We start from the raw sequence: 23,608 nt of genomic DNA on the forward strand, positions 1-23,608 counted from the left end.
ATGAATTATAGCTGGGGTAATTGAAAAAATCATGTAATCTATTTATGTAATGACAAATTTTTATAGGTATCTTTAGTGGGACAAAAAAGAAAAAAGATTTTGCTTTTAGGTGGCACAAGTGAGGCTTCCCAATTAGTACACTGTCTGCAAAATAATGATTCCATAGAAGTTATTTTTTCTCTAGCGGGTGTGACAAAAAATCCTGTATTACCCAGAAATGTGATATCACGTGTGGGTGGGTTTGGTGGTGTCACCGGATTGATAATGTGGTTAAAGAATAATCAAATAGATTTCCTGATTGATGCAACACATCCTTTTGCCCTACAGATGACTAATAATGCCTGGAAGGCAGCGAAGATTTGCGGAATTCCCTTTTTGAATTTGCAACGTCCGGCATGGCAGAAGCGGGATGGTGATCATTGGTATGAGGTAAATTCAATTCCTGAAGCTGTAAAAATTTTGGGTCATAGAACGTTAAGGGTATTTTTAACTATCGGTCGTAAAGATATATTATTATTTAAAGAGAATATTATCCAGCATCATTATTGGATAAGAAGTGTTGATAAGCCTGATGATACGGTTTTGCCAAGTCATGCCGAGGTCATTACTGCTAGAGGGCCTTTTGATGTGCAAAGCGAATATGATTTTTTAAAACAATACCATATTGAATGTATTGTTACGAAAAACTCCGGTGGTCAGACTGTTTATGCGAAAATTGATGCGGCAAGAAAATTGTCAATTCCTGTGATCATGATTCAAAGACCTGTTATGCCTCAACTTCCTTCTGTTTCAACTACGGATAAGGCTTATCAATGGTTGATGAGTCATCTTCAGGGATAAATTCGGTTATAATCGAACGAGGTGTGTAGAACCAGGGACGTATATTTTCCCGTGACTGGGGAATTAATTGACTATAACGGTTGCCAATCAAGACCAGGGTTTGCATATTTCCCATGGAGCCTTTGGCATCGCCCAGGGTGGTTAGGTGAATATGTTCGTTTTTTCGGGAAATTGCCTGACAAAAAGCCACTGGAATATAGGGAGGTAAAATTTCCTTCAATAATTCAAAAGCTTTATCAAGTTGCCATGGTCTCGCTTTGGAAACGGCATTATAAAGGGCTATGACAAAATCAGCCTGAGCCGCAAGCTTTAAACGGTGCAGAATAAGTTTCCAAGGTTTCAGGTTATCGGAAAGGGAAATGGCGCAAAAATCATGACCTAAAGGCGCCCCTAGTCTTGCAGCAGCCGCAAACATGGCGGAAATTCCTGGTAAGACAGTTATTTCAATCTCTTTCCATATTGGTTTTCCATGATCAATGGTTTCAAAAATAGCACTGGCCATGGCAAAAACGCCGGCATCTCCTGAAGAGACAACCCCAACCTTATAGCCTTTTCCGGCAAGTGTTAACGCATGTTCGGCACGATCGAGTTCTTCGCGATTATCTGATTTATGTTTTCGTAAAGATGGTCTATCAGGGATGCGATCAAGGTAAGGACCATAGCCAATCAGGTCTGTTAAGGTTGGCAAAATTTTTGATGCTTCAATCGTCAGTAAATCAGGATCTCCAGGACCAAGGCCTATGATGTATAGATGTCCCGTCATCTCAATTCTCCTTACCGGCGATAAGGATCAGTGAAAAATAGGGCGCTTTTTCATCCTGCATTTGTGATAATGGCAAGATACGTTCCTGGTTTTGGGTGCCACGTTCAATATAGGTTGCTTGTTCAAGCAAATGGGTCTGCTTTAAAGCGGCTTTAACCTTTGCAAGATTGCGGCCAATTTTCATGATGACGATGGATTCACACTGGTTCAATTTTACCAAAAGTTTGTCGAGGGGTAAAGTCGCGGACAAAATGGTTAAGGTTTGATCATTGCGAACAATCGGTAAATGTAATCGGCTCCAGCAACCATTCATTGCCATAACGCCTGGAATGGTCTCTATGGTATATTGTTCTTGTAATCTTTCCAATATATAAATTGCAGATCCATACAATAATGGATCGCCTTCACATAACAATCCTATATCTTGTCCTTCATCGAGTTTTTTTTGAATCTTAGAGGCACAGTGATCATAAAATGTTTCTAACGTTTCTTTATATTCAGGAGCATAATGAGGGATTTCTGTAGTCAAGGGGTATTCAAAACGTAATTCTGTTAATTCATGGATAAGGAATGGTGTGGCAATTTGACGTGCATGACCCATTTCACCTTTTTTACAAAAATAAGCGATAAAAGAAAGGGAATTTAGAATGCGTCCGGCTTTTTTTGTCACCAATTCAGGATCGCCCGGTCCCATACCCAATATAAATAATGTGCCTTTCATTTTATATTTCCTGTTTTTGGGCCAAAGCGTTCAATGCGGCAACACCCATGGCGCTTCCACCCTGTCTGCCCGTTATGACCATATATGGAATTTTTCCCCATTCTTGCAATGCCAGTTTTGATTCAGCCGCACCCACAAAACCTACAGGGACGCCGATAATTGCTGCAGGCTGGGGGATTTTCTTCTGGTCTAATAAATTGATCAAATGAAACAAGGCTGTTGGTGCATTACCAATGACCACAACCGCCTGTTTCAGGGTGTCCCCCCATAAATGGATGGCAGCAGCGGAACGCGTGTTTTTTATATCTTGTGCAATCTTGACTGTATCGGGATGGTTCAGGGTGCAAATAATTTTATTATTGGCGGGCAGTCTACGTCGAGTAATTCCATGCGCAACCATTTCTGAATCACAAAAAATCATGGAACCCATGAACAGGGCCTGTTCACTTTTTTCAATAAAATCGGGACTGAATACGATATTTTTTGTTATTTCGATCCGTCCACATGCATGGATAACCCTGACGGCAATTCTGGCTTCATCTTCTGTAAAATTAGATAGGTCAGCTTCTTTGCGAATGGTTGCGAAGGAATTTTGATAAATAATCTTGCCATCATGGATATAGTCATAAAGAGGCATGAATGTTTTTCCTATTTCATTTCAGAATATGTAATGAGTTTAGCGCTGATTTCTTCCAAGTCTAGATTTTTGTAAAGGCTTTCATCATTTGCCCTGCCGTGTAAAATAAAATTATATCCCTTGGGGGTTGCACACAGGGTTAAAGGATTTTTCAGGGGAGATGCGCATCCTTTTGCACAGCCAGATATATGCAGTGTCTGTAGTTTGGAATGCCAGAAGCGCATAAGTTTTTTAACATCTTTCATCACGGGTTGCATTCCCTGAAGACAATAGGGTTTACCTGGACATAAGATGATATTTAAACGAGGATCCTGTTTATCGGTAATAAATGATTTCAAATGGGTATGAGCTGCGTTTGAACAATAGGGCAGGATAATTGTCCGATCGGGGGTGAGCTGCAGGGTGGAATTTCCATATTGATCAGAGATGTCTGCCAGTAGACTTAAATCTTGACTATGGAGCAATCCAAAGGGAATGCCGAGATGATAACCATGTGGAAATTGACCAATCGAAAGTTTTTCAATTGAAGTTGGATAGGTATAGGATTGTTTGGAACATGAATTTTCCCTTATAAATTGATCAGCATAGTCTTGATGAAGCAGGCGGAAATAATTGTGTTTATTGCAAAATTGCAAAATCTGTTTAAGCAGTTTGGCACAATTATCCAAGTTACAGGGTATTACCTGTTTCGCATGACCTAATTGCAAAATCCATTGGTCATGATGGATACGTAGATTAATATCGGCATGATGACGGGTTAAGGGGAATAACCCGCCCCCGTCAATAACGAAACTAAATTTGCCAGTCAGAAATTTTACGGTCTCATTTTCAATGATTTCATGTTGTATATACTGGGCATAACGTATGGTATCTTGGTGGCAAGAAGGGTCGATACCGGCCAAGGGTGAAATAAGAATATTGCGTTTACCTTCTTCCAATGCATCGGGACTGCATAGATTCTCATTTTTGGCTAAAGGTATGAATTGTTGGATATGTTCCCGGGTAAACCCCCGTAGTTGCAGATTGGCCTTTTGCGATAAATTAATAAAGCCATTTCCCAAATCAGATGCTGATCTTGCAATAAAACGTGCCTGTCGACTGGTTAATTTTGCAAAAGGAGGCTTAACTCGACATAACCATCCATCTCCTGTCTCCATAGGATGATAAAGCGATGGACACCATCCCCGACGTATATTATTCATCGCTTTCTTCCAGCTTCATGAAAACGCTGTTTGATTTTGGATGCCACAAGCCACGTTTAAGGGATTCATTGAAACGATTTTGAATGGATTTTTTCGCCGCTGGATTGGAATTTTGTAAAAATCGGTTAACAGTATCATTTCCAAGCGTTGCTGCAAAGACGAGTTCAAACTGTTGATCAAAACAATGGGAAAGCGTTGCTGAAAAACTGAAAAGTGCATCGACAGAACGGGCTATTTCCGCGGCTCCACGATAGGAGTGATTCATCATTGCCTTTATCCACATGGGATTGGCAACACGTCCACGCACTATACGGTTGACTTCCTCAACCAATAAACGGATTTTTGGATTTTCTGCTTTTGAAGTGTCACCGTGATATAAGTTGGGTGTATTGTCAAAGAGTTTTGCAGCTGCCGCAAAACCACCTTCATGGGCAGCGTAATCAGCGCTATCCAGAAGATCAATTTCGGCATGGTCTTGACTGTGAAAAAAAGCCTGTGTTGTTTTTAAACGTTCTGAAAGCCCTTGTCTATCGTAAATGCCATCTTGCCCGTTTCCATAACTATAAGCTGAATTTTCCAGCCATCTTTCGCCAAGTTCCGCTTGTTCCCGCCAATTTCCAGTATTCAAGGCGTATTCTATGCCCGTTCCATATGTACGTTGGGCTGTACCATAAATACGGTTAAGCCGGGAATGATGGCTTCCGAAAGGGGTATTTTGAAAAAGATATGCCAAGTAATTCCAATCTTTATCTTCGGCACGTTGGGCAAGGGTTTTAACCGTTTGATCAAACAATGTGATCTGATCTTCAAACGCATCACGGAAAAACCCTGAAATGCGGAGTGTTACGTCGACGCGCGGTCGGTTCAACTTTGCCAATGGGATGATTTCAATTGAAGTAACACGATTTGAACTTGTATCCCAGATGGGTTTAACCCCCATGAGAATATAAGCCAGAGCCAGGTCCTCACCGCCTGTTCTAAGATTGGTGCTTCCCCATAAATCAATAACAATATGTCGCAGGTGATCACCATTTTCCTGTATAAATTTCAGCAAAAGCTGTCCTGCCATCTTTTTTGCCAGAAGATAGGCAGTACGAGTGGGAATACCACGTGGATCAACCGTATACAGATTACGTCCGGTTGGGAGAACATCCAGTTTTCCTCTTGTGGGTGCCCCAGCAGGGCCAGGCTGAATAAATTCTCCATTCAAAGCGTTTAGGAGAGATTGTTTTTCATGCTCGGCACATTGGTAAAGATTTGATTCAATCTCTGATATTTTATCGGGGGCATAATGTTTTATTGTTTCTAGAAGATGCTGGAATTGAATTGGAGGTTTACCAAAAATATGTAACCCTTCCCGTATTTGCAAATCCTTGACATCACATAAATAGGCATCCAGATGGTTCAGGGCGACCTCATCTCCGCTTTCCTTGCGGTTGATGCCTGTTTCAGCCAATAAACCGCAGGATTCTGCTTTATCCAGAATAGTCCCGAGAAGAAGTTTGCTGCGTCGATGGTCCAAACCATCAGCTTCAGCATAATCATCGATTAACCGTTCTAGTTCTGCGGCATCGCCGCTAAGGATTGTCTTATTGACAGGAGGCGTTAAGTGTCCGATGGTAACAGCACCGAGACGTCTTTTTGCGCAGGCTGCCTCACCTGGATTGTTAACAATAAAGGGATAGATGACGGGTAAGCCCCCTAGCAACACAGCAGGGGAACAATGATCGGAAATTGCGGTTGCCTTGCTTGGTAGCCATTCCAGTGTACCATGTGTTCCCAGATGAATGATGGCATCAATGGATTCATGATGGCGTAACCATAAATAGAAAGCGATATAACCATGGCATGGTGGAATATCTGGATCATGATAAGTGTTTTTATGATTTTTTGAATCAGCTCTTTCAGGCTGGATCGCGCAGATGATATGGCCTAATTGAATATATCGTATGGTAAAATTTTCTTTTTGCAGCGTTTCATCTTTTTCAAATTCTGGCCAGTATGCCAAAACTCTTTCTCTGAATGTCGTCGAAAGTGTGGAAAAATATTGTTTATAATCAGTCAGGGATAAAGTGGCCCTGGTACCTGACTGACATAAAATCTGGATTAAATTTTTACAGTCGGGAATTACGGATCCTGTTTGATATCCATTCTTTTTCAACCATTGTAAAATATGTTCAAGACTGGCAAAGCTGTCCAAACCGACGGCATGCCCTTCTTGTCCGCTGACACCCGGGTAATTTGAAAGGATAATAGCAATTTTCTTGTCATGATTGTTTTTTTTTCTTAAATTAACCCATCCGTTAACACGGTTTGTAACGAGATCTATTCCTTTTTGATAAGGTTCATACCGTGTTTGGTTATTTTTCTCTTTTTTAAATCCTATGGCAGTTGTCGAGATTTTACCGTCAAGTTCAGGTAAAACAACCTGGATGGCAAGATCGGTTTGGGATAGGCCACGAAAACTTTTTTTCCATAAATGTTTACTGTTACTAGGCTGAAGAATTTGCAGGACTGGCACATTAAATGTTCTAAAAAGGGAATGATTATAATCTTGCTGTATAGAAAAATATGTGGCGTTTAAAATTATTGTTGGGTGATTTTGGTAGAGATATTGTCCAATCCAATGGGAAATTTCTGGGTCTTTTAGAGAGGTCAGATAAACAGCCTTGATATTTATGCCTTTTCTGAATAAGGATTGTGCGAGGGAAAGAATAGGTTCGATATTGTTGGCCAGCAAATGAGAGCGGTAAAACAATATTACCGCTAGATTTTGATGGGCATGAAATGGATAAGGTAAGGGATATTCCCCAACCATCGGTAAAATGTGTGGGGTAATTGATTGCCCTATTTTATGGTCAAGATGATGGGCGGCAAGATTTAGGATGTGACTGTAATTTTCTCTTCCACCAGCCAGGAACAGCTCCTTGAATTGATTTAACAGGTTGCTGGGAATAGTGGAAAGATTATCAAGATGGGGATTTTCATAATTTTCACCAGAAATAATGGCCAGGGGAATGTGACGGGACTGACATAAATTGTGGATTTCTTCCGTACCATAGCGCCATGCCTCAATTCCTCCTAATAATCTTAAAATTATGAATTTGGACTCGCTGATTGTCTGATCCAGATAGAGGTCGACAGACATTGGATGACGAAGACGGTTAAGAGAAACTAGCTGTATTGATGGAGAATTTTCAGGTTGCTGCGCTATGCAATTCGCCATCACATTCAGGTCATTATCGGAAAAGGACAGAAAGACAATATCGGCCGGTTCATGTTGCAAATCTTCAGCCGGTGCCTGTTCATCCAGACTTGTAATTTCTCGAACCAGGATATGCATTATTAAATTTGTGTTTCCAAGGCTGCCTGAATGGCCTTTTGATTGATGCTTTTCTGTCCAATGATGATTAATTTTCCTTGAGGATGTTCATCTTGATACCATGGACGGTCAAAATGATAACTAAAGCGTTCCCCAACCCCGTGTATTTCAAGGCGCATCGGTTTATCGATAACCTGGATATAACCCTTAATGCGTAGTATATCGTGCAGGTTTGTGAGTTGAAGGAGTTTGTTTTCCAAGGCTTTTGGACTCGAGACTGGAGGAATATCGACAACAAAACTTGTAAAGTCATCATGTTCATGATCTTCATCCACACCATCATGATGAGAGGGACGTGTCTGTAAATCATTTTCAGCCCCGGCGTGAATACCCAGGATCACTTCTGGCTCGATTTTTCCGTGTGAAAGAGGCAGAATTTTCACGGCTTTTGGAATTTGTTTTTTAATTTCATCAGTTAGATACCCAAGCTGTTCTGAGGTGATGAGATCCACCTTATTGAGAAGGACAAGATCTGCGGAATTAAGCTGATCTTCAAAAACTTCCTGCAGGGGATTGTCATGATCGAGTGATGGATCAGCCTGACGTTGTTGAGCGATTTTTTCTGGGTCATCCGCGAAACGTCCAGCAATAACAGCGGGGGAATCCACAACAATAACCACACCATCAACAGTCATTTTGGTTTTGATATCAGGCCAGTTAAACGCCTTGATCAAAGGTTTTGGTAATGCCAGCCCGGATGTCTCTATAATGATGTGTTGAGGTGGAGACGGACGGTTTAATAATGACTCCATTGTTGGCAGAAATTCATCCGCAACTGTGCAGCAGATACATCCATTTGCCAGTTCAACAATATTTTCCTCCTCACATCCTGGAACAGCACATTTTTTTAGGATCTCACCATCAATACCCAGAGAGCCGAATTCGTTAACTATAATGGCTATTCGCTTATTGACGTTTTTTTTCATGATTGAACGCAATAGGGTTGTTTTTCCTGAACCAAGAAAACCTGAAATAATGGTTGCCGGGATGCGAGAGGGTTGCATAAAAAACCTTTAATCGGAAATTACATAAATTGTTGTGAAAGATTGAATTTACGATTTTTACAAAACCAAGGCAAGAGACGTTTGTTGAAATACAACGTCACGATATATTATTGAATATTATGAGATTCCTTGTTTTGATAGAATAGGTTGAAATGCAGTATAAAAGTGAGACACCATTGGAAGACTTAATCTTGCCTGTTTCTTATATAGAAAGGGCAAAGGCGCTTTGTGCAGAGGGAATGCGTAAAATTTTGGCCATCGCAGGTGCTCCAGGATCGGGAAAGTCAACGGTTGCCCGTCTTTTGCAGCAAGCCTTACCAGACTGCTCGGTTCTTGTTCCGATGGACGGTTTTCATTTGGCAAATAAAGAATTGGAAAGATTGGGTCGTAAAGAACGTAAAGGGGCACCGGATACATTTGATGTGAAAGGCTATCTTGCCTTACTTCAGAGACTGAGAAATCAAAAGCATGATGAAGTCATTTATGCCCCGGAATTTGATCGAACCATTGAAGAGGCAATTGCCGGTTCCATTCCCGTTTTTCCTGAAACAGAGTTGATCATTACCGAGGGTAATTATTTATGTTTGACACAAGGGGACTGGCAAAATCTGGCTGAACTGTTTGACGAGAAATGGTTTGTTATGGCACCTCAACAGGAACGGCAGCAGCGTTTAATCAATCGGCATTGCTATTTCGGTCGTACGCCTAAAGAGGCAAAGACCTGGGTTGAACAAACGGATGAACCGAATGCCCGCTTAATCGAAAATAATCGAACAGAGGTGGAATTGGTGATTGAGTGGATGGATATGTCCAAGAGAAGTTGAGTGAAAAGGTATGGAAGTGTTGAAAAAAATATTTATTTGCAGAAAATGTCTAGCCAAACCTAAATGCTAACTTGAAAACAATTATGGGAAGAGGGATATATTTCCTGATCCACTAAAGAACAGGGTCAGGAAAGAGTGAACATTAGATAGAGTTGAGTTACATGTTTTTGTATTTCTTTAATTTTTGAAAAATTGATTTTTAAAAATGTACTTCATCAGGGAGGTTTTCACCTTTAAAAAAACATTCCAGGGAATTTAGGATTTTTGCACCGATACGCTTTGAGGTTTCATAAGTCGCGCCTGCTGAATGAGGGGTCATGATAACATTTTTTAACAAACGTAAGGTTTCTGGAACATGAGGTTCATGTTCAAAAACATCCAGTCCGGCTCCAGCTATTTTTTTGTTTTTCAGGCAGTCTATCAATGCATTTTCATCAATGATACTGCCGCGCCCGATATTAACGACGAACCCTCTTTCACCAAGTGCCTCAAGGATTTCGCGATTAACAGCGTGTCTGGATGAGGGACCGCCGCTGGCGGCAATTATTAGGATATCTGATATCTTGGCCAATTCGATCAAGGAGGGAATATATTTCCATTTTACTCCAGGACGTTGATGTCTTGCTGTGTAGGCAATTTCATTATCAAATGCATGTAAACGTTGGGCAATGGCCTGACCAATATGACCCATTCCCATGATTCCTATTTTCTTATTTGAAATGGAACTTCCTTGATAAGGATAGTTTCCTTTTTCCCATTCATTTTTGCGTATATATTGGTCACGCAGGGTTATTTGACGGGATACATCCAATAATAATGCGATTGCCATGTCTGCCACGTCCTGAGTTGGTGCATTTGTAGCAATACTTAGTTTGATTTGACGTTCTTTTAATTTCTGCAAGTCAACATTGTCATATCCCACCCCATGGACTGTCACGAGTTTTAGATTGGGAAGTTGATCCAGCATATCTGATGGAGCACCAACAACACCATTTGTAATTACAGCCTCGATTTTTTTGAGAATTTCAGGAGAATCAGGCAATTTATTAAGGCTAATATGATTGGTGAAGCGAGTATTGATTTGTTCCTGGAATTTTTTGCAGACAGGTACTAATTGGAGAATTTGAGGTTTCATAGTTTTTCCTTTTTACAAGGGTTTTAAGCAGGTGATATGTGCACGAATATGGTATATCTTTTTAGAAGAAAGGTATATTTATAAAAAGTAATGGAAAAATGATTCATTTTGTATTGGGTGGGGTGAAATCGGGGAAAAGCAGATTTGCCGAAAATCAGGTTATGTTTCATCCGGCACCGTGGATTTATCTTGCAACGGCGCGTTGCATGGATCATGAAATGCAGGAAAAAATTGCCGTTCATCAGAAAAGAAGAGGGCAGGGATGGCAAACCATAGAGGAATCCATCAATCTTGCAGATATTATAAATACGAATAATGTTCATTCAATTCTGGTCGATTGCCTAACCTTATGGTTGACCAATCTATTAATGGATAACCGAAATATAAAAGAGGAGACTGATAAATTTCTTTCCGCATTAACGACATTTCATGGAAATATCATAATTGTCAGTAATGAGGTTGGACAGGGTATTGTTCCAGATAATGCGTTAGCGAGAAAATTTATCAACGAAGCGGGAATTTTACATCAGAAAATGGTAGCCATTGCTCATAAATTTACGATGGTTGTTGCCGGATGTCCCCTGAATATTAAAATTTAGTTGAAACAGGAAAATTGATATGAATGATGATGCGCTTCATCACAAACGAAAAATGCAAAAAAGGCAACAATTGCAAAAAATCATTGTTGCCTCCAAGACAGAAGAAAAAGGGCTGTTGATGGTGCATACCGGAACGGGAAAAGGCAAGTCAACGGCTGCTTTCGGTCTTTTGTTTCGTCATTTGAGTTATGGATTTAAAAGTGTTGTTATTCAATTTATCAAAGCACCTGAGTGGAAAACGGGTGAGCAAAGAATGGTTGAATTTTTTCCTGATTTGCTTGAATGGCATACTTTAGGTAAAGGTTTTACCTGGAACACCCAAGATAAACAAAAGGATATTGAATCCTGTCAGGCGGCCTGGTCGTTGGCGTTGGACTATTTGAACCGTGAAGATATATCGCTGGTTGTCTTGGATGAATTGAATATAGCCCTATGTTACAATTATCTTGACCCTGACCAGATTATAAGGGATTTACAACAGCGCCCCAAAATGCAGCATGTTGTTATAACAGGTCGCAATGCTCCCCAAAAGCTTATTGATGCAGCAGATATGGTTACAGAAATGAAATTAATCAAACATCCATTCAATGCTGGTATCAAGGCACAAAAAGGGATAGAGTACTAATGGCTAAGATCCTGATGTTTCAGGGAACAGGTTCAAGCGTGGGAAAATCGGTTCTGGTTGCTGGAATTGCAAGGGCCCTGACAAATAAAGGATATAATGTTTTACCTTTTAAACCACAGAATATGTCGAACAATGCGGCGGTAACGGTAGACGGGGGTGAGATTGGACGGGCACAGGCTTTGCAAGCTTTTGCTTGTAGGGTTGATCCTGTTGTTCATATGAATCCGGTTTTGCTTAAGCCGCATAATGTTCAAGGGTCACAGATAGTTGTTCAGGGCAAAATATGGGGGCAGGCATCGGCAAGGGAATATCAGGAAATTAAGCCGCAATTATTGGATTATGTTACGGAAAGCTTTAATTTATTAAAACGGAAAGCAGATATCATATTAATCGAGGGGGCTGGATCCGCCTCTGAAATAAATTTACGGAAAAACGATATTGCCAATATGGGGTTTGCGCAGGCTGTGAAAGCACCTGTTATATTAATTGGTGATATTGATCGTGGTGGTGTTATTGCCAGCTTGATTGGAACGCATAAAATTTTACCGTCAAATGATTTAAAATTGGTTAAAGGGTTTATCGTAAACAAAATGCGTGGGGATCCCTCCCTATTTACGGAAACAATGGAGTGGATAAGCCATAAGACAGGATGGAAAAATTGCGGTTTGTTGCCTTTTTTTGATGAATTGAGAAAATTGCCTGCTGAGGATGCTGCAGACTTAAAAGCAGATAAATCATCATATCAATATGGCAAGTTGCATATTTCTGTTTTATTGTTGCCAAATATTGCAAATTTTGATGATTTTGATCCTCTGAAAAATGAGCCGCATATTCTGCTTGAATTTATTTCTCCGGGATCAGTTGTTCCGGCTTTTACCAAAGTGATAATTATTCCCGGATCGAAAAATACTATTTCAGATTTGAATGCTCTATATCAAACTGGTTGGGATATCGATATAAAGGCGCATGTCAGGAGAGGGGGATATGTTTTTGGAATTTGTGGCGGCTATCAAATGTTGGGACAACAGATTCTCGATCCTTTAGGCATTGAAAAATCGAGTAATGATCGGATAAAGGGGTTGGGTTTTTTTAAAAGTGATACGATTCTGTCTTCAGAAAAAAAATTAGAGGCGGTTACAGGTCATTTGGCTTTAAAAGATATTGACTGCGAAGGCTATGAAATGCATGTAGGGCAGACAAAACATCATGGCACTTACAAGCCTTTTGCCTATTTGGATGATTCTCGGGCTGAGGGAGCCATTTCTGACAATGGGCAAGTGATTGGAACCTATCTTCACGGAATTTTTCATTGTGATGAAGTAAGGGATTATTTATTGTCATATTTCGGTTCATCAGGAGATGGAATATTGTATGAACAACAGCTTGATTCGGTGATGAATAATTGGGCGAATTTCATAAATGATAATATTTTAGTTGACAATTTAATTTCGTTGTTATAACTATTATCATATAAAAAGAACCTCCTCAAATATTTTGAGAAGGTTAAGTATAAAGTTAAGTAGCTAGGTGGTTTGAGAGATTATAATAATCTCTGCAAGTAGGGTTTTATCGATTTAATAAATATAAAATATTAATATAATTATTTTTTCTAAAAAACCTGAGCATTTATATCATATGTAATTATAATTTAGCAATATAAAATCCTTTATTATTTATTTAAAATACGTCATTATTTTGTATAATGCTATTAAAATAATTAATTTTATAAAACTTGCATAATAATAAATTTTACAGGCTTTACAAATATCCTCGGAATATAATTGACTACGTTCTCGACCTATTCGTGGGGATTCAACAATATGGTCTTTATAGTGGCGTGGGCATAATAACTGAATATTAAGAGTGTAAGCCATGGCTGCTTCTGGCCATCCAGCGTTGGGTGAATTGTGTTTTCGCGCATCTTTACAAACGGGTTTTAGATTATGGAATAATTTTTTAGGATTTGTAAGTAAAATCAGAAGGGCGGATAGTCGTGCTGGAACAAGGTTCATGTAATCATCCATTTTGGCTGAAGCGTAGCCGAAATTCCGATATTGCTCTGTTAAATGCCCGATCATGCTATCTGCAGTATTAATTGATTTAAAAACAAGTAGCCCGGGTAATCCCCCAATATATCCCCAAAAAACGGGAGAGATTACACCATCCGAAAAATTTTCAGCTAAACTTTCAATGGTTGCACAACAGATTTCCGACATATTGAGATTATCTGTTTTTCTTCCAACAATGTGACTCAACGCAATACGAGCACCTGCCAGATCATTTTGATCAATTTTTTCCCTAACTGCGTGAACATGTTCGTAAAGTGAGCGATGTGCAATGAAAATACTGCCAAAAATCCCTGATAAAAAAGTTGCTAAAGACGGACGAAAAAAGGCAAATACAAATTTTTGGAAAAGATGGGCTATTAATCCCGGGACTAGAAAGTTAAAAAATAAAGTGATGAAACCATTTCTTTTTTGAATATTTGCATTTTTATTTTTTTTATTAAGCTTAAGTTCCAGAAAGTGAATTAATTTTCCAACATAACATATCGGATGCGGAATTTTTTTATAAATTTTCTCTGGATCGCCCCATATCATGTCAATCATGAGCGCAATAATCATGATTTCAATATTACGTTTTCTGTAAAATATGTTTAAAATCTTTATCATTTAAATTGTCATAATCTGCCATGTGGATTTATTGATATTTTCATAATTTAGATGGTTTTAACTATAAATTAAATAAAGTGGATATAGATAAATATATGAATATTCAACATGGGGGGAACCTTGACCAAGCGAAAAAGCTTTTTCCGGAGGTTACGGGATCATGGCTGGATTTATCAACAGGAATTAACCCTTACAGCTATCCATTTTCCTCTTTAGATATATCTTTATATGAAAAATTGCCCTCTTATTCTCATGAAGAAAATTTGCGGCAGATTGCTGCAGACTATTATGGTTGCAAGAATAAATCTTGTGTTGCGCTTGCGCCTGGTACCCAAATCTTGATATCGTTAATGCCGACTGTGCTTAATGCAAAAGAGGTTTATGTTTTATATCCCACCTATGAAGAGTATATTTCATCTTGGTGGCAGGTTGGGGTAAAAGTAACACGGGTCGTTAATTTTGAAGATTTTGAGACGCTTTGCCTCCAAAAAAATGTAGTAGGGGTTATTTGTAATCCAAATAATCCAGATGGTCGGAAAATTGATATAGCCAGGTTAGAGTCCCTGATAAAAAAATGGAGTGCATCCGGTAATCATCTTATCCTTGATGAAGCTTATATGGATTTTTCAGGGCAGAGTATGGCTTATTTATTACCTTCACCAGGATTGTTGGTATTGCGATCTTTTGGAAAGACTTTTGGTTTGGCTGGGTTAAGGGTTGGATTTTTGCTGGCTTCACCTGAAATTGTTCAAAAAATACGATATATGCTTGGTTTATGGCCTGTAAATGGACCCGCCTTGCATATAGCTGCTGAGGCCTTACAAGATGGTTTGTGGAAAATTGAAACTGAAAAAAAATTGAGAATTCAACAAAAACGTCTGGATGCTTTTTTGCAAAGTCATTCCTTTAATCTTGTGGGTGGGACGCTTTTATTTCGCTTATTTTATCATCGGTCTGCGAATGATATATGGAAACATTTGGCCTCTCATGGGATTTGGGTACGCAAATTTGATTATAATCCCAATTGGTTGCGTTTTGGATTGTTATACAGGCAGATAGATTGGCAAAGGTTGGAAGCGGTTTTATTGTCAATTTCGTGAAATGACAATAAACATGTAACATCGGCCATGGATCAGTTTGATGGTATTTAATAACTTTTCATCCTTTCGTTTCATTCAGTTCAGGAGCTGTTTATGATATTTATTGTTACATTAATGCCTTAATATAGCCCGAATTTTGTTTTGATTTAAGATGATTAGATTCATAAAGAAGGAAAGAAAATGTTGTCAAAACGTTTAATTATCTCTGCAAGTTTTTTAAGTGTATTTATGATGGGGAATTTGGTCTCTCAGGTTCATGCTCAGGATGTAATACAGAATTTGCAACAAAAGGAAGATAATTTTCATAACCGTGTTACACAGCATAATCAGGCAATTCGCGATCGTATGCAGCAAAACCAGGAACGTATGGATCGTTATAGGGATTATCAAAGGGATCAGAGAGCACGCTGGGATCAACAAAGACAGGATTTCAAGGATCGTCTGAATGGACCCAAAAGAGAAGCACAGGAACGTATGGATCGTTATAGGGATTATCAAAGGGATCAGAGAGAACGTTGGAATCAACAAAAGCAGGATTTCAAGGATCGTCTGAATGAACCCAGAAGAGAAATGAAATATCGTCAGGAACAAAGACGTCAGGAATGGAAAGATTTAAAAAATAATACAAAACAGGATATACATGATTTGACACATCCATTTTCAAATTAAATTTTTAATTTGTGACACGAATTTGGTAAAGGGGCATAAGCCCCTTTATTTATTTTTTGCGTTTTCTTGATGAAGATGATGGACCCGATTTATCTTTGTATTTAAAATCGGTTTTCTTTCTGGTTCTTGTTTTTTTTAAATCCGACCCATTTTTTCTTTTGCGCCTGTAATCCGGTTTTTTATCACCTTCCCCAATAGACGGGGCTGACGTTTGGTAAATGTTTACGGATTTGTCATTTGCAATATTTTTGTTAAAAATATCTTTTTTTTCCGAAGAAATCTCGAATTTTGTGGCGTTATCAAAAATACGAATATTTCCAATATCTTTTTTCTGGATATTACCAGATTTGCAAATGGTTGGAATAAGCCATTTAGGATCTGCTTTTTCATTTCGACCAACTGGAATTTCATACCAGACCCCGTTTGTAAATGCATATTTTTCTGATGATTTTTGTCTTCTATTTTCCTTATTGTAAGGGGCGGAGCGCTGTTTCTGCAGGGATATGTTTGTAATTTCCTCGGGATTAGGAATAATTGAACGATAAAATGAAATGACAGCATTCGCAAGTTCATTAAGATTGAACTGTTCAATCAACTGCTGAATCAAAGGTTGATCTTCTTCCATAATATCCTTGCTGCTTAAAAGTACAGGATTGGAAAGAAGACGCTGGTTATCCTTTTCACGGATGGCCATCATATCAGGCGGGTTTTCCCAACTTGCTGTTACTTTAGCGTGAGCCAATAGGCGTTCGGCACGATTGCGTTGATTTGAAGGAACAATTAACACGCACCGACCTTTTCTTCCGGCACGTCCAGTCCTTCCTGAACGATGCAATAAGGTGGCGGAATTGGTTGGAAGGCTAGCATGAATGACAAGATCCAGAGTGGGCAGATCCAAACCACGGGCAGCGACATCAGTGGCAACACAGACTCGTATTTGACCAGAACGAAGACTTTTAATGGCATGATTTCGTTCTTCCTGTCCAAGATCGCCAGAAAGGGCAACACATGAAAAGCCCCGTTCAATCAAAGTTGATTGCATATGACGAACGAGTTCTCGGGTGGCACAGAAAACCATTGCTGTGGGGCTGTCAATAAAACGTAAATAATTAATAACGGCGTTATCAACCTCCTTTGGGTGAATCAAAGAAGCGTGATATTCAATGTCTCTATGCTGATTGGTGGGAACTGTATTAATTCTCAATGCTTTTTTCTGATATCGTCGGGCCAGGTTTTCAATATCTTTGTCAATGGTTGCAGAAAAAAGCAGGGTTCTATGATTTGATGGACATGCGGATAATAATTCCTCCAGTTCATCACGAAAACCCAAGTCCAACATTTCATCTGCCTCATCAAGAACAATTGTGTCCAGGCCAGATAGATCAAGATGATTATGCCGTACGTGATCACAAAGTCGTCCGGGTGTTCCCACAACGATATGACAGCCTTTTTCCAGTGCATAAGCTTCTTTACGAACATTCATTCCGCCAATACAGGTTACAATCTTGGCCTTGGTATTTGTATATAGCCAGGATAATTCTTGGTGAACTTGTAACGCTAATTCGCGAGTGGGAGCGATAATCAGGGCTAGCGGTAATTTTGCAGCAGCAAACTGATTTTTATTAGCAAGTAATGTTGTTGCCATGGCAATTCCATAAGCCACGGTTTTACCTGAACCGGTTTGAGCAGATACAAGTAAATCTTGTTCATTATTCTGTTGTTCAAGAACAGCCTGTTGAACAGCAGTCAAGGCTGTATAGCCTTTATTTTCTATAGCTTTTGCAAGGGAGGAATGAATTTGAGTAAATGGCATATAGGAATCCGAAACGTAGGTTATAAATCTAAACAAAAAATCAACTATATAACAAAGTGGATTTTGTTAAATAAATGAAGGTTTTGTGGGAAATTGTAAAAACAGAATGAGTGAAATGGGGATATTATCAGATACATTCAAGGTTGATATAATATCATAAAGCGGTTTATCAATATTTATTAGGTTAAAACATATCTACAATATTTATAAAATATTCTAAATACAAATTTTTTCAAACTTAAAAATAAATATTTAAGGATTTATTTTGTATTATCATGAAACAATTTTTATAAAAAAAGAAAATTAATGTCAGTATTATTTAATACTGTAGAATATGTTAAAAACTAAAGCATGATTAAGGGAATATTTTCTGTTTTGATAATAATCAACCAAATTGGTAAGCAGAAATTGGTTTATGTAAAATTATATCTTTAAATATACATTTTCCATGATCTTGTCTTGCTGCGCCAGAAACCGCCATCAAGGGTAGAAGATGTTCTGTACGTGGATGAGCCGAATGTGCGCCGGCGGTTTTTTCCCATTCAATCAATAATCTATCACGATCATCACAAGCGGGAAGGGAAATGACATCGGTTAACCAGTTATCAAAAGCATATGCCTCTCTAGTGCCTTGACCAGAAAATAAAAAGGGCAGGTTATGATAGCTCATCCCACTTCCCATAATTAAAATATTTTTATTGCGTAGCGGATAAAGGGCCCGACCGATATTAAAATGGTATGCCGGATCAAGGTTATTATGTAGCGATATTTCCACAATTGGAATATCGGCATCAGGAAACATGACTTTTAAGGGAATAAAAACACTATGATCCCATCCTCTTTTTTCTTCAAATTCACTTTGAATATGCTGTTCTGTTAAAAGGGTATGGATTTGTTCGGCAAGAAGCGGATATCCTGATGCTGGATATTGTAATTGATAAGTATGTTCGGGAAAGTCATAATAATCATAATACAAGGATGGATTTGGATGATGGTGGATTTTGATCGGATCGCTTTCCCAATGAGCCGCGATGACAACGATGGCATCTGGTTTTTTAGGTAATGTTTTAGGGAATTTATGTAGAAAATCACCCATATTGGTCCATATATTATAAGGATCATCCATAAAAAAACACGGACCGCCCCCATGGGGAAGATAACAAACGGGTTGACGCATTACAGATTCATTCCAATATGATTAGCATAAATTAAATTTTACTGGCAACAACACTATATATGCTGCTTTTCCAGAGAGGCTGATTATCGGGGGGATGCACTTCTCCCTGATCGAAATTGTTGAATCCTGATCGTTTCAGAAGAATTTTGATAAGGCGCTGGCGCTCCCCGTTATCAAGTGCCTGCCATAAGGCAATGGTGCGGGTCGCTAAATATCGGGGGGAAAAAGAAAAGATTATTCTGCCTTGAGGCTTTAATATCCGATAGCATTCCTCAAGAATAGCGAAAGGATTTCGCAAATATTCAATGACTGAGCACAGGCAAATATAATCGACACTGTTATCTTGTAAAGGAAGGGATAAATTTCGGTTAATGTCCTGAAGAATTTTTTTTGTTAATTGATGATTTTGTTGTAAGGCATTGTTATCGATATCAATACCGATTAAATCTTGGTATGGAACATTCGCGGGAATATGACTGTTTGATCCACACATTAGGTCGAGGATGGTATCGCCTTTTTGTATGAGAGTATGATATAAGGCTTCAATAGTTTTATATCCCCCTTGGTCGATAAGAGGTGCAGGTTTATGATGTGTATAATATTCAAGATCATTTTCTGTACCAGCAATATCAAAAGAATGGGGATGGAAATCGTTTAATTCGGTCATGGGCATAAAAAATTGGCGTTTTTTGTGTTACATTGATAAATTAAGTCAAGTTAAGTACCAATAGTTACGTTAGAATAATAATGGATATTTCTTTTAGTAAAATGCATGGTATCGGTAATGATTTTGTCATTATCGATAATTCTGTCAACAGAATTCAGCTAAATAATAATCGTATTGCCGAACTATGTGATCGTCGTTATGGGATTGGCTGTGACCAGTTGATTATATTATCTGCTCCAAAAGATAAAAAAGCCGATGTTTATGTTCGTTTTTTCAATCCTGGTGGTGATGAGGCCGGTGCCTGTGGAAACGGTTCACGCTGTGTCACGGCATGGTTACATGATAAATTTCAACGTAAGAATTTTACCTTACAAACCAGCGCTGGGTTACTGCCAACCGAGGTCATTGATGCTTTTACAGTAAAAGTAAATATGGGACAGCCAAAAATGAATTGGCGTGATATTCCACTACAACGTGATGTTGATAGTTTATATTTGCCATTATCCGGCGAACCGGCAGCGGTTTCTATGGGAAATCCCCATGTAACATTTTTCGTTGAGGACTTATCTACGGTCGATCCTGTATTTTGCGGTCAGGTTCTGGAAAAAGATCCCTTGTTTCCGGAAGGGGCAAATATAGGGTTTGTACAGATGCTGGATCGTCAAAACATGCGGGTTCGTGTTTGGGAACGCGGGGCAGGGTTAACACTGGCTTGTGGTTCCGGTGCATGTGCTTCTGTTGTGAATGCGGTTCGGCGAGGTTTGGCTGATCGTTATTGCGAGGTAAGAATGGATGGTGGGAATTTGATTGTTGAATGGGATGAAGCCTCTAATGATGTATTGATGACAGGTCCTGTTCATTTTTCTTTTACCGGGCAATTTAATTTGGATCATTACCCTTTATGACGTCAAAGACCCAAAAGGAAAAACCGCAGATCATTACCTTTGGATGCAGGCTTAACCGTTATGAAAGTGAGGTAATGAGCCAGCATGCCGAGCAACTTGACAATGTCGTTATTGTCAATACCTGTGCCGTGACAGCTGAGGCAGAACGGCAGGCAAAACAGGCAATTCGTCGGCTACACCGAAAAGATAGCGAAAAACGTATTATTGTCACAGGTTGTGCCGCACAAATCAATCCTGAACAATGGTCTTCATTACCGGGTGTGAAGCAAATATTGGGGAATGAAGACAAGTTAAAAGGGGAAAATTGGACAGAGGCAGCTTTATCTCAAGGAAATCAGGTGTCCGATATCATGACGGTGAAAAATACCGTGGGACGGGTTGTAACTGATTTTACCGGTCGGACTAGGGCTTTTGTTCAAATTCAGCAGGGATGCGATCATCGTTGTACTTTTTGTATTATTCCTTTTGGGCGAGGACCTTCTAGGTCTGTTTCTGTTAAGGGAGTGGTTGATCAGGTAAAAGCTTTGACCCAACAGCAATACAATGAGATTGTTCTTACAGGAGTTGATATCGCTTCATGGGGCAGGGATCTGAAACATAAAGGAAGGTTGGGGGATCTGTGTAAGGCTATTCTAAAAGATGTTCCGGAATTAAAAAGGTTAAGATTATCATCAATTGATCCAATTGGTATGGATCCGGTTTTGTGGGATTTAATGGCCAGTGAATCTCGTTTTATGCCCCATCTTCATTTGTCGCTTCAGGCAGGTTCCGACATGATATTAAAACGGATGAAGAGACGTCATCAAACCAAAGATGTTGGATCATTGGTTGAACAACTTCGTTCAATACGCCCTGATATCGGACTAAGTGCCGACATTATTGCAGGTTTTCCGACGGAGGATGAATCGTATTTTCAGGAGACATACGATTTTCTAAAGACAGTTGCCATTCCCTATCTTCATGTTTTTCCCTATAGTGAAAGAAAGGGCACACCTGCGGCCCAGATGCCAGCCGTTGCAGTTTCCGTAAGGAAAGAGCGTGCGGCCCGGTTGCGAAATTTGGGTGCGGAAATAGCCAGTTCATATCATGAATGTTTTGTTAATAAAACGGTTTCCATCTTGATGGAAACGGTTGATCGTGGTCACAGTGAACAATTTTCCGCAGCAACCTTAACAGGTAAGAAGGCAACTCCCGGTGAAATTATTACAGCCCGTGTAATTTCGGGTAATTCTGATGGTATTATAGTAGAAAGAATATAAATGGCGCTTGGTTTTTTTTCTCGTCTTAAACAGGGGCTTTCCCGTTCAACGCAAAAATTGGGAAACAACTTAACATCTGTTTTTACAAAACGACGATTGGATGATGAATCACTTGAACAATTGGAGGATATTCTAATTTCTGCTGATTTCGGGCCAGAAGTAGCGGAAAATGTTATTGAATCCTTTCGTAAGACCCGGTTCGGTTCGGAAGTTACGGATCAGGAAATAAAACAGGCTCTTGCAGAAGAAATTTCCAAGCTTCTAAAACCAGTTGCCGTACCATTTCAGCCCAATCCTGATTTGAAACCCCATGTTGTTTTGATGGTTGGCGTAAACGGGACAGGAAAAACGACAACGATTGGAAAAATGGGACAGTTTTTTACTGATCAGGGGCTTAAGGTGATGATGGTTGCCGGGGATACTTTTCGTGCGGCAGCAGTGGAACAATTGCAAGTGTGGGGTGATCGGGTTGGTGTATCGGTTATTTCAGGAAAACCGCAGGCAGATGCGGCGGGTCTAGCTTTTGAAGCCCTGAAACGTGCAAAAAATGAGAAAACAGATTTGCTGTTGATTGATACGGCAGGTCGTTTGCATAATAAAAGTGCCCTGATGGAGGAGCTTGCCAAAATCATTCGTGTCATGCGTAAATTTGATGAAACGGCGCCGCATTCTGTTTTATTAGTTTTGGATGCCACAACAGGTCAAAATGCAATTGAACAGGTTCGTATCTTTAAGGAGATGGTTGATGTTAGTGGATTAATCATTACCAAATTGGATGGTACGGCACGAGGAGGTATTGTCATTGCCTTGGCTGAAAAATTTAAGTTGCCAATCCATGCAGTAGGAGTTGGTGAAAAGGCGGAAGATCTTCGCGATTTTTCTGCAGAAGAATTCGCCAAGGGATTGGTGGGAGATACAGTTCAACTTTCCACTACAGAAGTTAATGTTGATAACTGAGCTATTACTTTGATTATTGCTATAATAAATGGTTTTATAGGGATATCGTTGATGGCTCCATAATATTTGAAAACAAAATTGCGAATTTATAGTTTACTATCACAAATTCTTGTTGGCAGTATTTTTATGTTAGTAGAAGATGTTTTTAAAAAAGAATTTTTTAATTTAGAGCCCTAACCACTATTTTAATTATAGTATCATTTATTTTTATAATCATTTATCAATATAAATTTTTACCTTTACAAATGATTTGGAGCCAATATCCATCTGGATTTATAATTTTCTACAGTCATTGCTCTGTTGATGATTTTATATGTAGTCAATGTCAGTAATATTCTAGACAGACTGTTCTTAATGAACTCATTATTGTTGAATATAGGAAAAAACTAGGTCAGTTATGATATGGTGTTTTAGTATATTTGTTTTGGCGGATTTTTTATGCAAAATTTGATGATAGTGCAGATTTAAGCCCAATTTAAGTTTTTGGTCGTGTAGATAGCGATTGTTGCAAGATTATCTACGTTCAATTTGGTATTATGCTATCAACTTTATTGAAAAATATTGTTTCATTATAAACAAATTAATTGGTAATTTTAAATATAATATACTTATTAGATTAATTTTTGAAAATATCGCCGTTCTGGAATATATCATGTG

General features: G+C 39.0%; 21 protein-coding genes. 10 read left to right on the plus strand and 11 right to left on the minus strand.

Features of this window, described 5'->3' with window-relative positions; all coding sequences use genetic code 11:
* Window positions 1–75 precede the first annotated feature (75 nt).
* Complete coding sequence (locus tag H3R33_RS00320; protein ID WP_110438524.1) at window positions 76–840, plus strand: cobalt-precorrin-6A reductase; 765 nt, start codon at window positions 76–78, stop codon at window positions 838–840.
* On the opposite strand, the gene cobJ is transcribed toward H3R33_RS00320, so the two are convergent.
* From cobJ to cobW, 6 genes are read right to left on the minus strand one after another with little or no spacing between them, the layout of a single operon-like run.
* On the minus strand, window positions 794–1,603 hold the full coding sequence (cobJ, locus tag H3R33_RS00325; RefSeq protein WP_110438523.1) for a precorrin-3B C(17)-methyltransferase: 810 nt from the start codon (window positions 1,601–1,603) through the stop codon (window positions 794–796). The genes H3R33_RS00320 and cobJ overlap by 47 nt on opposite strands.
* Before the next feature lies 1 nt (window position 1,604).
* Window positions 1,605–2,324: a precorrin-2 C(20)-methyltransferase gene (cobI, locus tag H3R33_RS00330; RefSeq protein WP_198184479.1), complete on the minus strand. Its 720-nt coding sequence runs from the start codon at window positions 2,322–2,324 to the stop codon at window positions 1,605–1,607.
* Window position 2,325: 1 nt separating this feature from the next.
* Complete coding sequence (locus H3R33_RS00335; RefSeq protein ID WP_155569578.1) at window positions 2,326–2,961, minus strand: precorrin-8X methylmutase; 636 nt, start codon at window positions 2,959–2,961, stop codon at window positions 2,326–2,328.
* Window positions 2,962–2,972: 11 nt separating this feature from the next.
* Window positions 2,973–4,163, minus strand: coding sequence for a hypothetical protein (locus H3R33_RS00340; RefSeq protein WP_198184480.1), 1,191 nt, complete (start codon window positions 4,161–4,163; stop codon window positions 2,973–2,975).
* A complete protein-coding gene (cobN, locus tag H3R33_RS00345; protein ID WP_198184481.1) occupies window positions 4,156–7,506 on the minus strand; it encodes a cobaltochelatase subunit CobN in 3,351 nt (1,116 codons plus the stop codon). Before cobN ends, H3R33_RS00340 begins: the two co-directional genes overlap by 8 nt.
* Window positions 7,507–7,508: 2 nt before the next feature.
* A complete protein-coding gene (cobW, locus tag H3R33_RS00350; RefSeq protein ID WP_198184482.1) occupies window positions 7,509–8,549 on the minus strand; it encodes a cobalamin biosynthesis protein CobW in 1,041 nt (346 codons plus the stop codon).
* 152 nt (window positions 8,550–8,701) lie between these two features.
* Here cobW and H3R33_RS00355 point away from each other — a divergent pair, with 152 nt between their 5' ends.
* Window positions 8,702–9,373 carry a nucleoside/nucleotide kinase family protein gene (locus H3R33_RS00355; protein WP_198184483.1) on the plus strand — a complete coding sequence of 224 codons (672 nt, stop codon included), beginning with the start codon at window positions 8,702–8,704 and terminating at the stop codon, window positions 9,371–9,373.
* Between the two features lie 199 nt (window positions 9,374–9,572).
* On the opposite strand, the gene H3R33_RS00360 is transcribed toward H3R33_RS00355, so the two are convergent.
* On the minus strand, window positions 9,573–10,508 hold the full coding sequence (locus H3R33_RS00360) for a 2-hydroxyacid dehydrogenase (RefSeq protein ID WP_122123998.1): 936 nt from the start codon (window positions 10,506–10,508) through the stop codon (window positions 9,573–9,575).
* 98 nt (window positions 10,509–10,606) lie between these two features.
* On the opposite strand from H3R33_RS00360, the gene cobU reads away from it, so the two are divergent.
* The 3 genes from cobU to H3R33_RS00375 are packed head-to-tail and all read left to right on the plus strand — an operon-like array spanning window position 10,607 to window position 13,192.
* Complete coding sequence (gene cobU / locus H3R33_RS00365; protein WP_198184484.1) at window positions 10,607–11,107, plus strand: bifunctional adenosylcobinamide kinase/adenosylcobinamide-phosphate guanylyltransferase; 501 nt, start codon at window positions 10,607–10,609, stop codon at window positions 11,105–11,107.
* Window positions 11,108–11,126: 19 nt separating this feature from the next.
* Window positions 11,127–11,732, plus strand: a complete 606-nt coding sequence (gene cobO, locus H3R33_RS00370; RefSeq protein WP_198198849.1) for a cob(I)yrinic acid a,c-diamide adenosyltransferase — start codon at window positions 11,127–11,129, stop codon at window positions 11,730–11,732.
* Entirely contained in the window at window positions 11,732–13,192 is a 1,461-nt protein-coding gene (locus H3R33_RS00375; protein WP_232342093.1) for a cobyric acid synthase, read from the plus strand. Before cobO ends, H3R33_RS00375 begins: the two co-directional genes overlap by 1 nt.
* A 213-nt stretch (window positions 13,193–13,405) precedes the next feature.
* Here the strand turns inward: H3R33_RS00375 and cbiB are convergent, their stop codons facing one another.
* Complete coding sequence (gene cbiB, locus H3R33_RS00380) at window positions 13,406–14,404, minus strand: adenosylcobinamide-phosphate synthase CbiB (protein WP_198184485.1); 999 nt, start codon at window positions 14,402–14,404, stop codon at window positions 13,406–13,408.
* Between the two features lie 95 nt (window positions 14,405–14,499).
* Between cbiB and cobD the strand changes: the two genes are divergently transcribed.
* Together cobD and H3R33_RS00390 are read left to right on the plus strand one after the other, a co-directional pair.
* The gene (gene cobD, locus H3R33_RS00385) at window positions 14,500–15,504 is read left to right on the plus strand and encodes a threonine-phosphate decarboxylase CobD (RefSeq protein ID WP_198184486.1); all 1,005 of its coding nucleotides are present in this window, start codon (window positions 14,500–14,502) and stop codon (window positions 15,502–15,504) included.
* 180 nt (window positions 15,505–15,684) lie between these two features.
* The gene (locus tag H3R33_RS00390; RefSeq protein WP_198184487.1) at window positions 15,685–16,173 is read left to right on the plus strand and encodes a hypothetical protein; all 489 of its coding nucleotides are present in this window, start codon (window positions 15,685–15,687) and stop codon (window positions 16,171–16,173) included.
* Window positions 16,174–16,222: 49 nt separating this feature from the next.
* Here the strand turns inward: H3R33_RS00390 and H3R33_RS00395 are convergent, their stop codons facing one another.
* The 3 genes from H3R33_RS00395 to H3R33_RS00405 all read right to left on the minus strand — a co-directional run bounded on the left by H3R33_RS00395 (window position 16,223) and on the right by H3R33_RS00405 (window position 19,830).
* Complete coding sequence (locus H3R33_RS00395) at window positions 16,223–17,986, minus strand: DEAD/DEAH box helicase (protein ID WP_198184488.1); 1,764 nt, start codon at window positions 17,984–17,986, stop codon at window positions 16,223–16,225.
* A 385-nt stretch (window positions 17,987–18,371) separates the two neighbouring features.
* Window positions 18,372–19,163, minus strand: a complete 792-nt coding sequence (locus H3R33_RS00400) for a class III extradiol ring-cleavage dioxygenase (protein WP_110438508.1) — start codon at window positions 19,161–19,163, stop codon at window positions 18,372–18,374.
* Between the two features lie 31 nt (window positions 19,164–19,194).
* Window positions 19,195–19,830, minus strand: coding sequence for a class I SAM-dependent methyltransferase (locus H3R33_RS00405; protein ID WP_198184489.1), 636 nt, complete (start codon window positions 19,828–19,830; stop codon window positions 19,195–19,197).
* A gap of 80 nt (window positions 19,831–19,910) precedes the next feature.
* Between H3R33_RS00405 and dapF the strand changes: the two genes are divergently transcribed.
* Genes dapF through ftsY form a run of 3 tightly spaced genes read left to right on the plus strand, consistent with a single transcriptional unit; the run spans window position 19,911 to window position 22,951 of the window.
* Complete coding sequence (gene dapF / locus H3R33_RS00410) at window positions 19,911–20,735, plus strand: diaminopimelate epimerase (protein WP_110438507.1); 825 nt, start codon at window positions 19,911–19,913, stop codon at window positions 20,733–20,735.
* Window positions 20,732–21,994: a tRNA (N(6)-L-threonylcarbamoyladenosine(37)-C(2))-methylthiotransferase MtaB gene (gene mtaB / locus H3R33_RS00415; RefSeq protein ID WP_198184490.1), complete on the plus strand. Its 1,263-nt coding sequence runs from the start codon at window positions 20,732–20,734 to the stop codon at window positions 21,992–21,994. The genes dapF and mtaB overlap by 4 nt, the downstream gene beginning before the upstream one ends.
* Window positions 21,995–22,951 carry a signal recognition particle-docking protein FtsY gene (gene ftsY / locus H3R33_RS00420; RefSeq protein WP_198184491.1) on the plus strand — a complete coding sequence of 319 codons (957 nt, stop codon included), beginning with the start codon at window positions 21,995–21,997 and terminating at the stop codon, window positions 22,949–22,951.
* Window positions 22,952–23,608: the final 657 nt, after the last annotated feature.

Origin of the sequence: Commensalibacter sp. B14384M2 (assembly GCF_016101865.1) — a bacterium.
In the GTDB taxonomy this organism is placed as follows: domain Bacteria; phylum Pseudomonadota; class Alphaproteobacteria; order Acetobacterales; family Acetobacteraceae; genus Commensalibacter; species Commensalibacter melissae.

Bases quoted from the DNA above. Each gene is read 5' to 3' on its own strand.
- cobJ (WP_110438523.1), bottom strand. From the start codon at position 1,603: ATGACGGGACATCTATACATCATAGGCCTTGGTCCTGGAGATCCTGAT.
- cobI (WP_198184479.1), bottom strand. From the start codon at position 2,324: ATGAAAGGCACATTATTTATATTGGGTATGGGACCGGGCGATCCTGAA.
- H3R33_RS00335 (WP_155569578.1), bottom strand. From the start codon at position 2,961: ATGCCTCTTTATGACTATATCCATGATGGCAAGATTATTTATCAAAAT.
- H3R33_RS00340 (WP_198184480.1), bottom strand. From the start codon at position 4,163: ATGAATAATATACGTCGGGGATGGTGTCCATCGCTTTATCATCCTATG.
- cobN (WP_198184481.1), bottom strand. From the start codon at position 7,506: ATGCATATCCTGGTTCGAGAAATTACAAGTCTGGATGAACAGGCACCG.
- cobW (WP_198184482.1), bottom strand. From the start codon at position 8,549: ATGCAACCCTCTCGCATCCCGGCAACCATTATTTCAGGTTTTCTTGGT.
- H3R33_RS00355 (WP_198184483.1), top strand. From the start codon at position 8,702: ATGCAGTATAAAAGTGAGACACCATTGGAAGACTTAATCTTGCCTGTT.
- H3R33_RS00360 (WP_122123998.1), bottom strand. From the start codon at position 10,508: ATGAAACCTCAAATTCTCCAATTAGTACCTGTCTGCAAAAAATTCCAG.
- cobU (WP_198184484.1), top strand. From the start codon at position 10,607: ATGATTCATTTTGTATTGGGTGGGGTGAAATCGGGGAAAAGCAGATTT.
- cobO (WP_198198849.1), top strand. From the start codon at position 11,127: ATGAATGATGATGCGCTTCATCACAAACGAAAAATGCAAAAAAGGCAA.
- H3R33_RS00375 (WP_232342093.1), top strand. From the start codon at position 11,732: ATGGCTAAGATCCTGATGTTTCAGGGAACAGGTTCAAGCGTGGGAAAA.
- cbiB (WP_198184485.1), bottom strand. From the start codon at position 14,404: ATGATAAAGATTTTAAACATATTTTACAGAAAACGTAATATTGAAATC.
- cobD (WP_198184486.1), top strand. From the start codon at position 14,500: ATGAATATTCAACATGGGGGGAACCTTGACCAAGCGAAAAAGCTTTTT.
- H3R33_RS00390 (WP_198184487.1), top strand. From the start codon at position 15,685: ATGTTGTCAAAACGTTTAATTATCTCTGCAAGTTTTTTAAGTGTATTT.
- H3R33_RS00395 (WP_198184488.1), bottom strand. From the start codon at position 17,986: ATGCCATTTACTCAAATTCATTCCTCCCTTGCAAAAGCTATAGAAAAT.
- H3R33_RS00400 (WP_110438508.1), bottom strand. From the start codon at position 19,163: ATGCGTCAACCCGTTTGTTATCTTCCCCATGGGGGCGGTCCGTGTTTT.
- H3R33_RS00405 (WP_198184489.1), bottom strand. From the start codon at position 19,830: ATGACCGAATTAAACGATTTCCATCCCCATTCTTTTGATATTGCTGGT.
- dapF (WP_110438507.1), top strand. From the start codon at position 19,911: ATGGATATTTCTTTTAGTAAAATGCATGGTATCGGTAATGATTTTGTC.
- mtaB (WP_198184490.1), top strand. From the start codon at position 20,732: ATGACGTCAAAGACCCAAAAGGAAAAACCGCAGATCATTACCTTTGGA.
- ftsY (WP_198184491.1), top strand. From the start codon at position 21,995: ATGGCGCTTGGTTTTTTTTCTCGTCTTAAACAGGGGCTTTCCCGTTCA.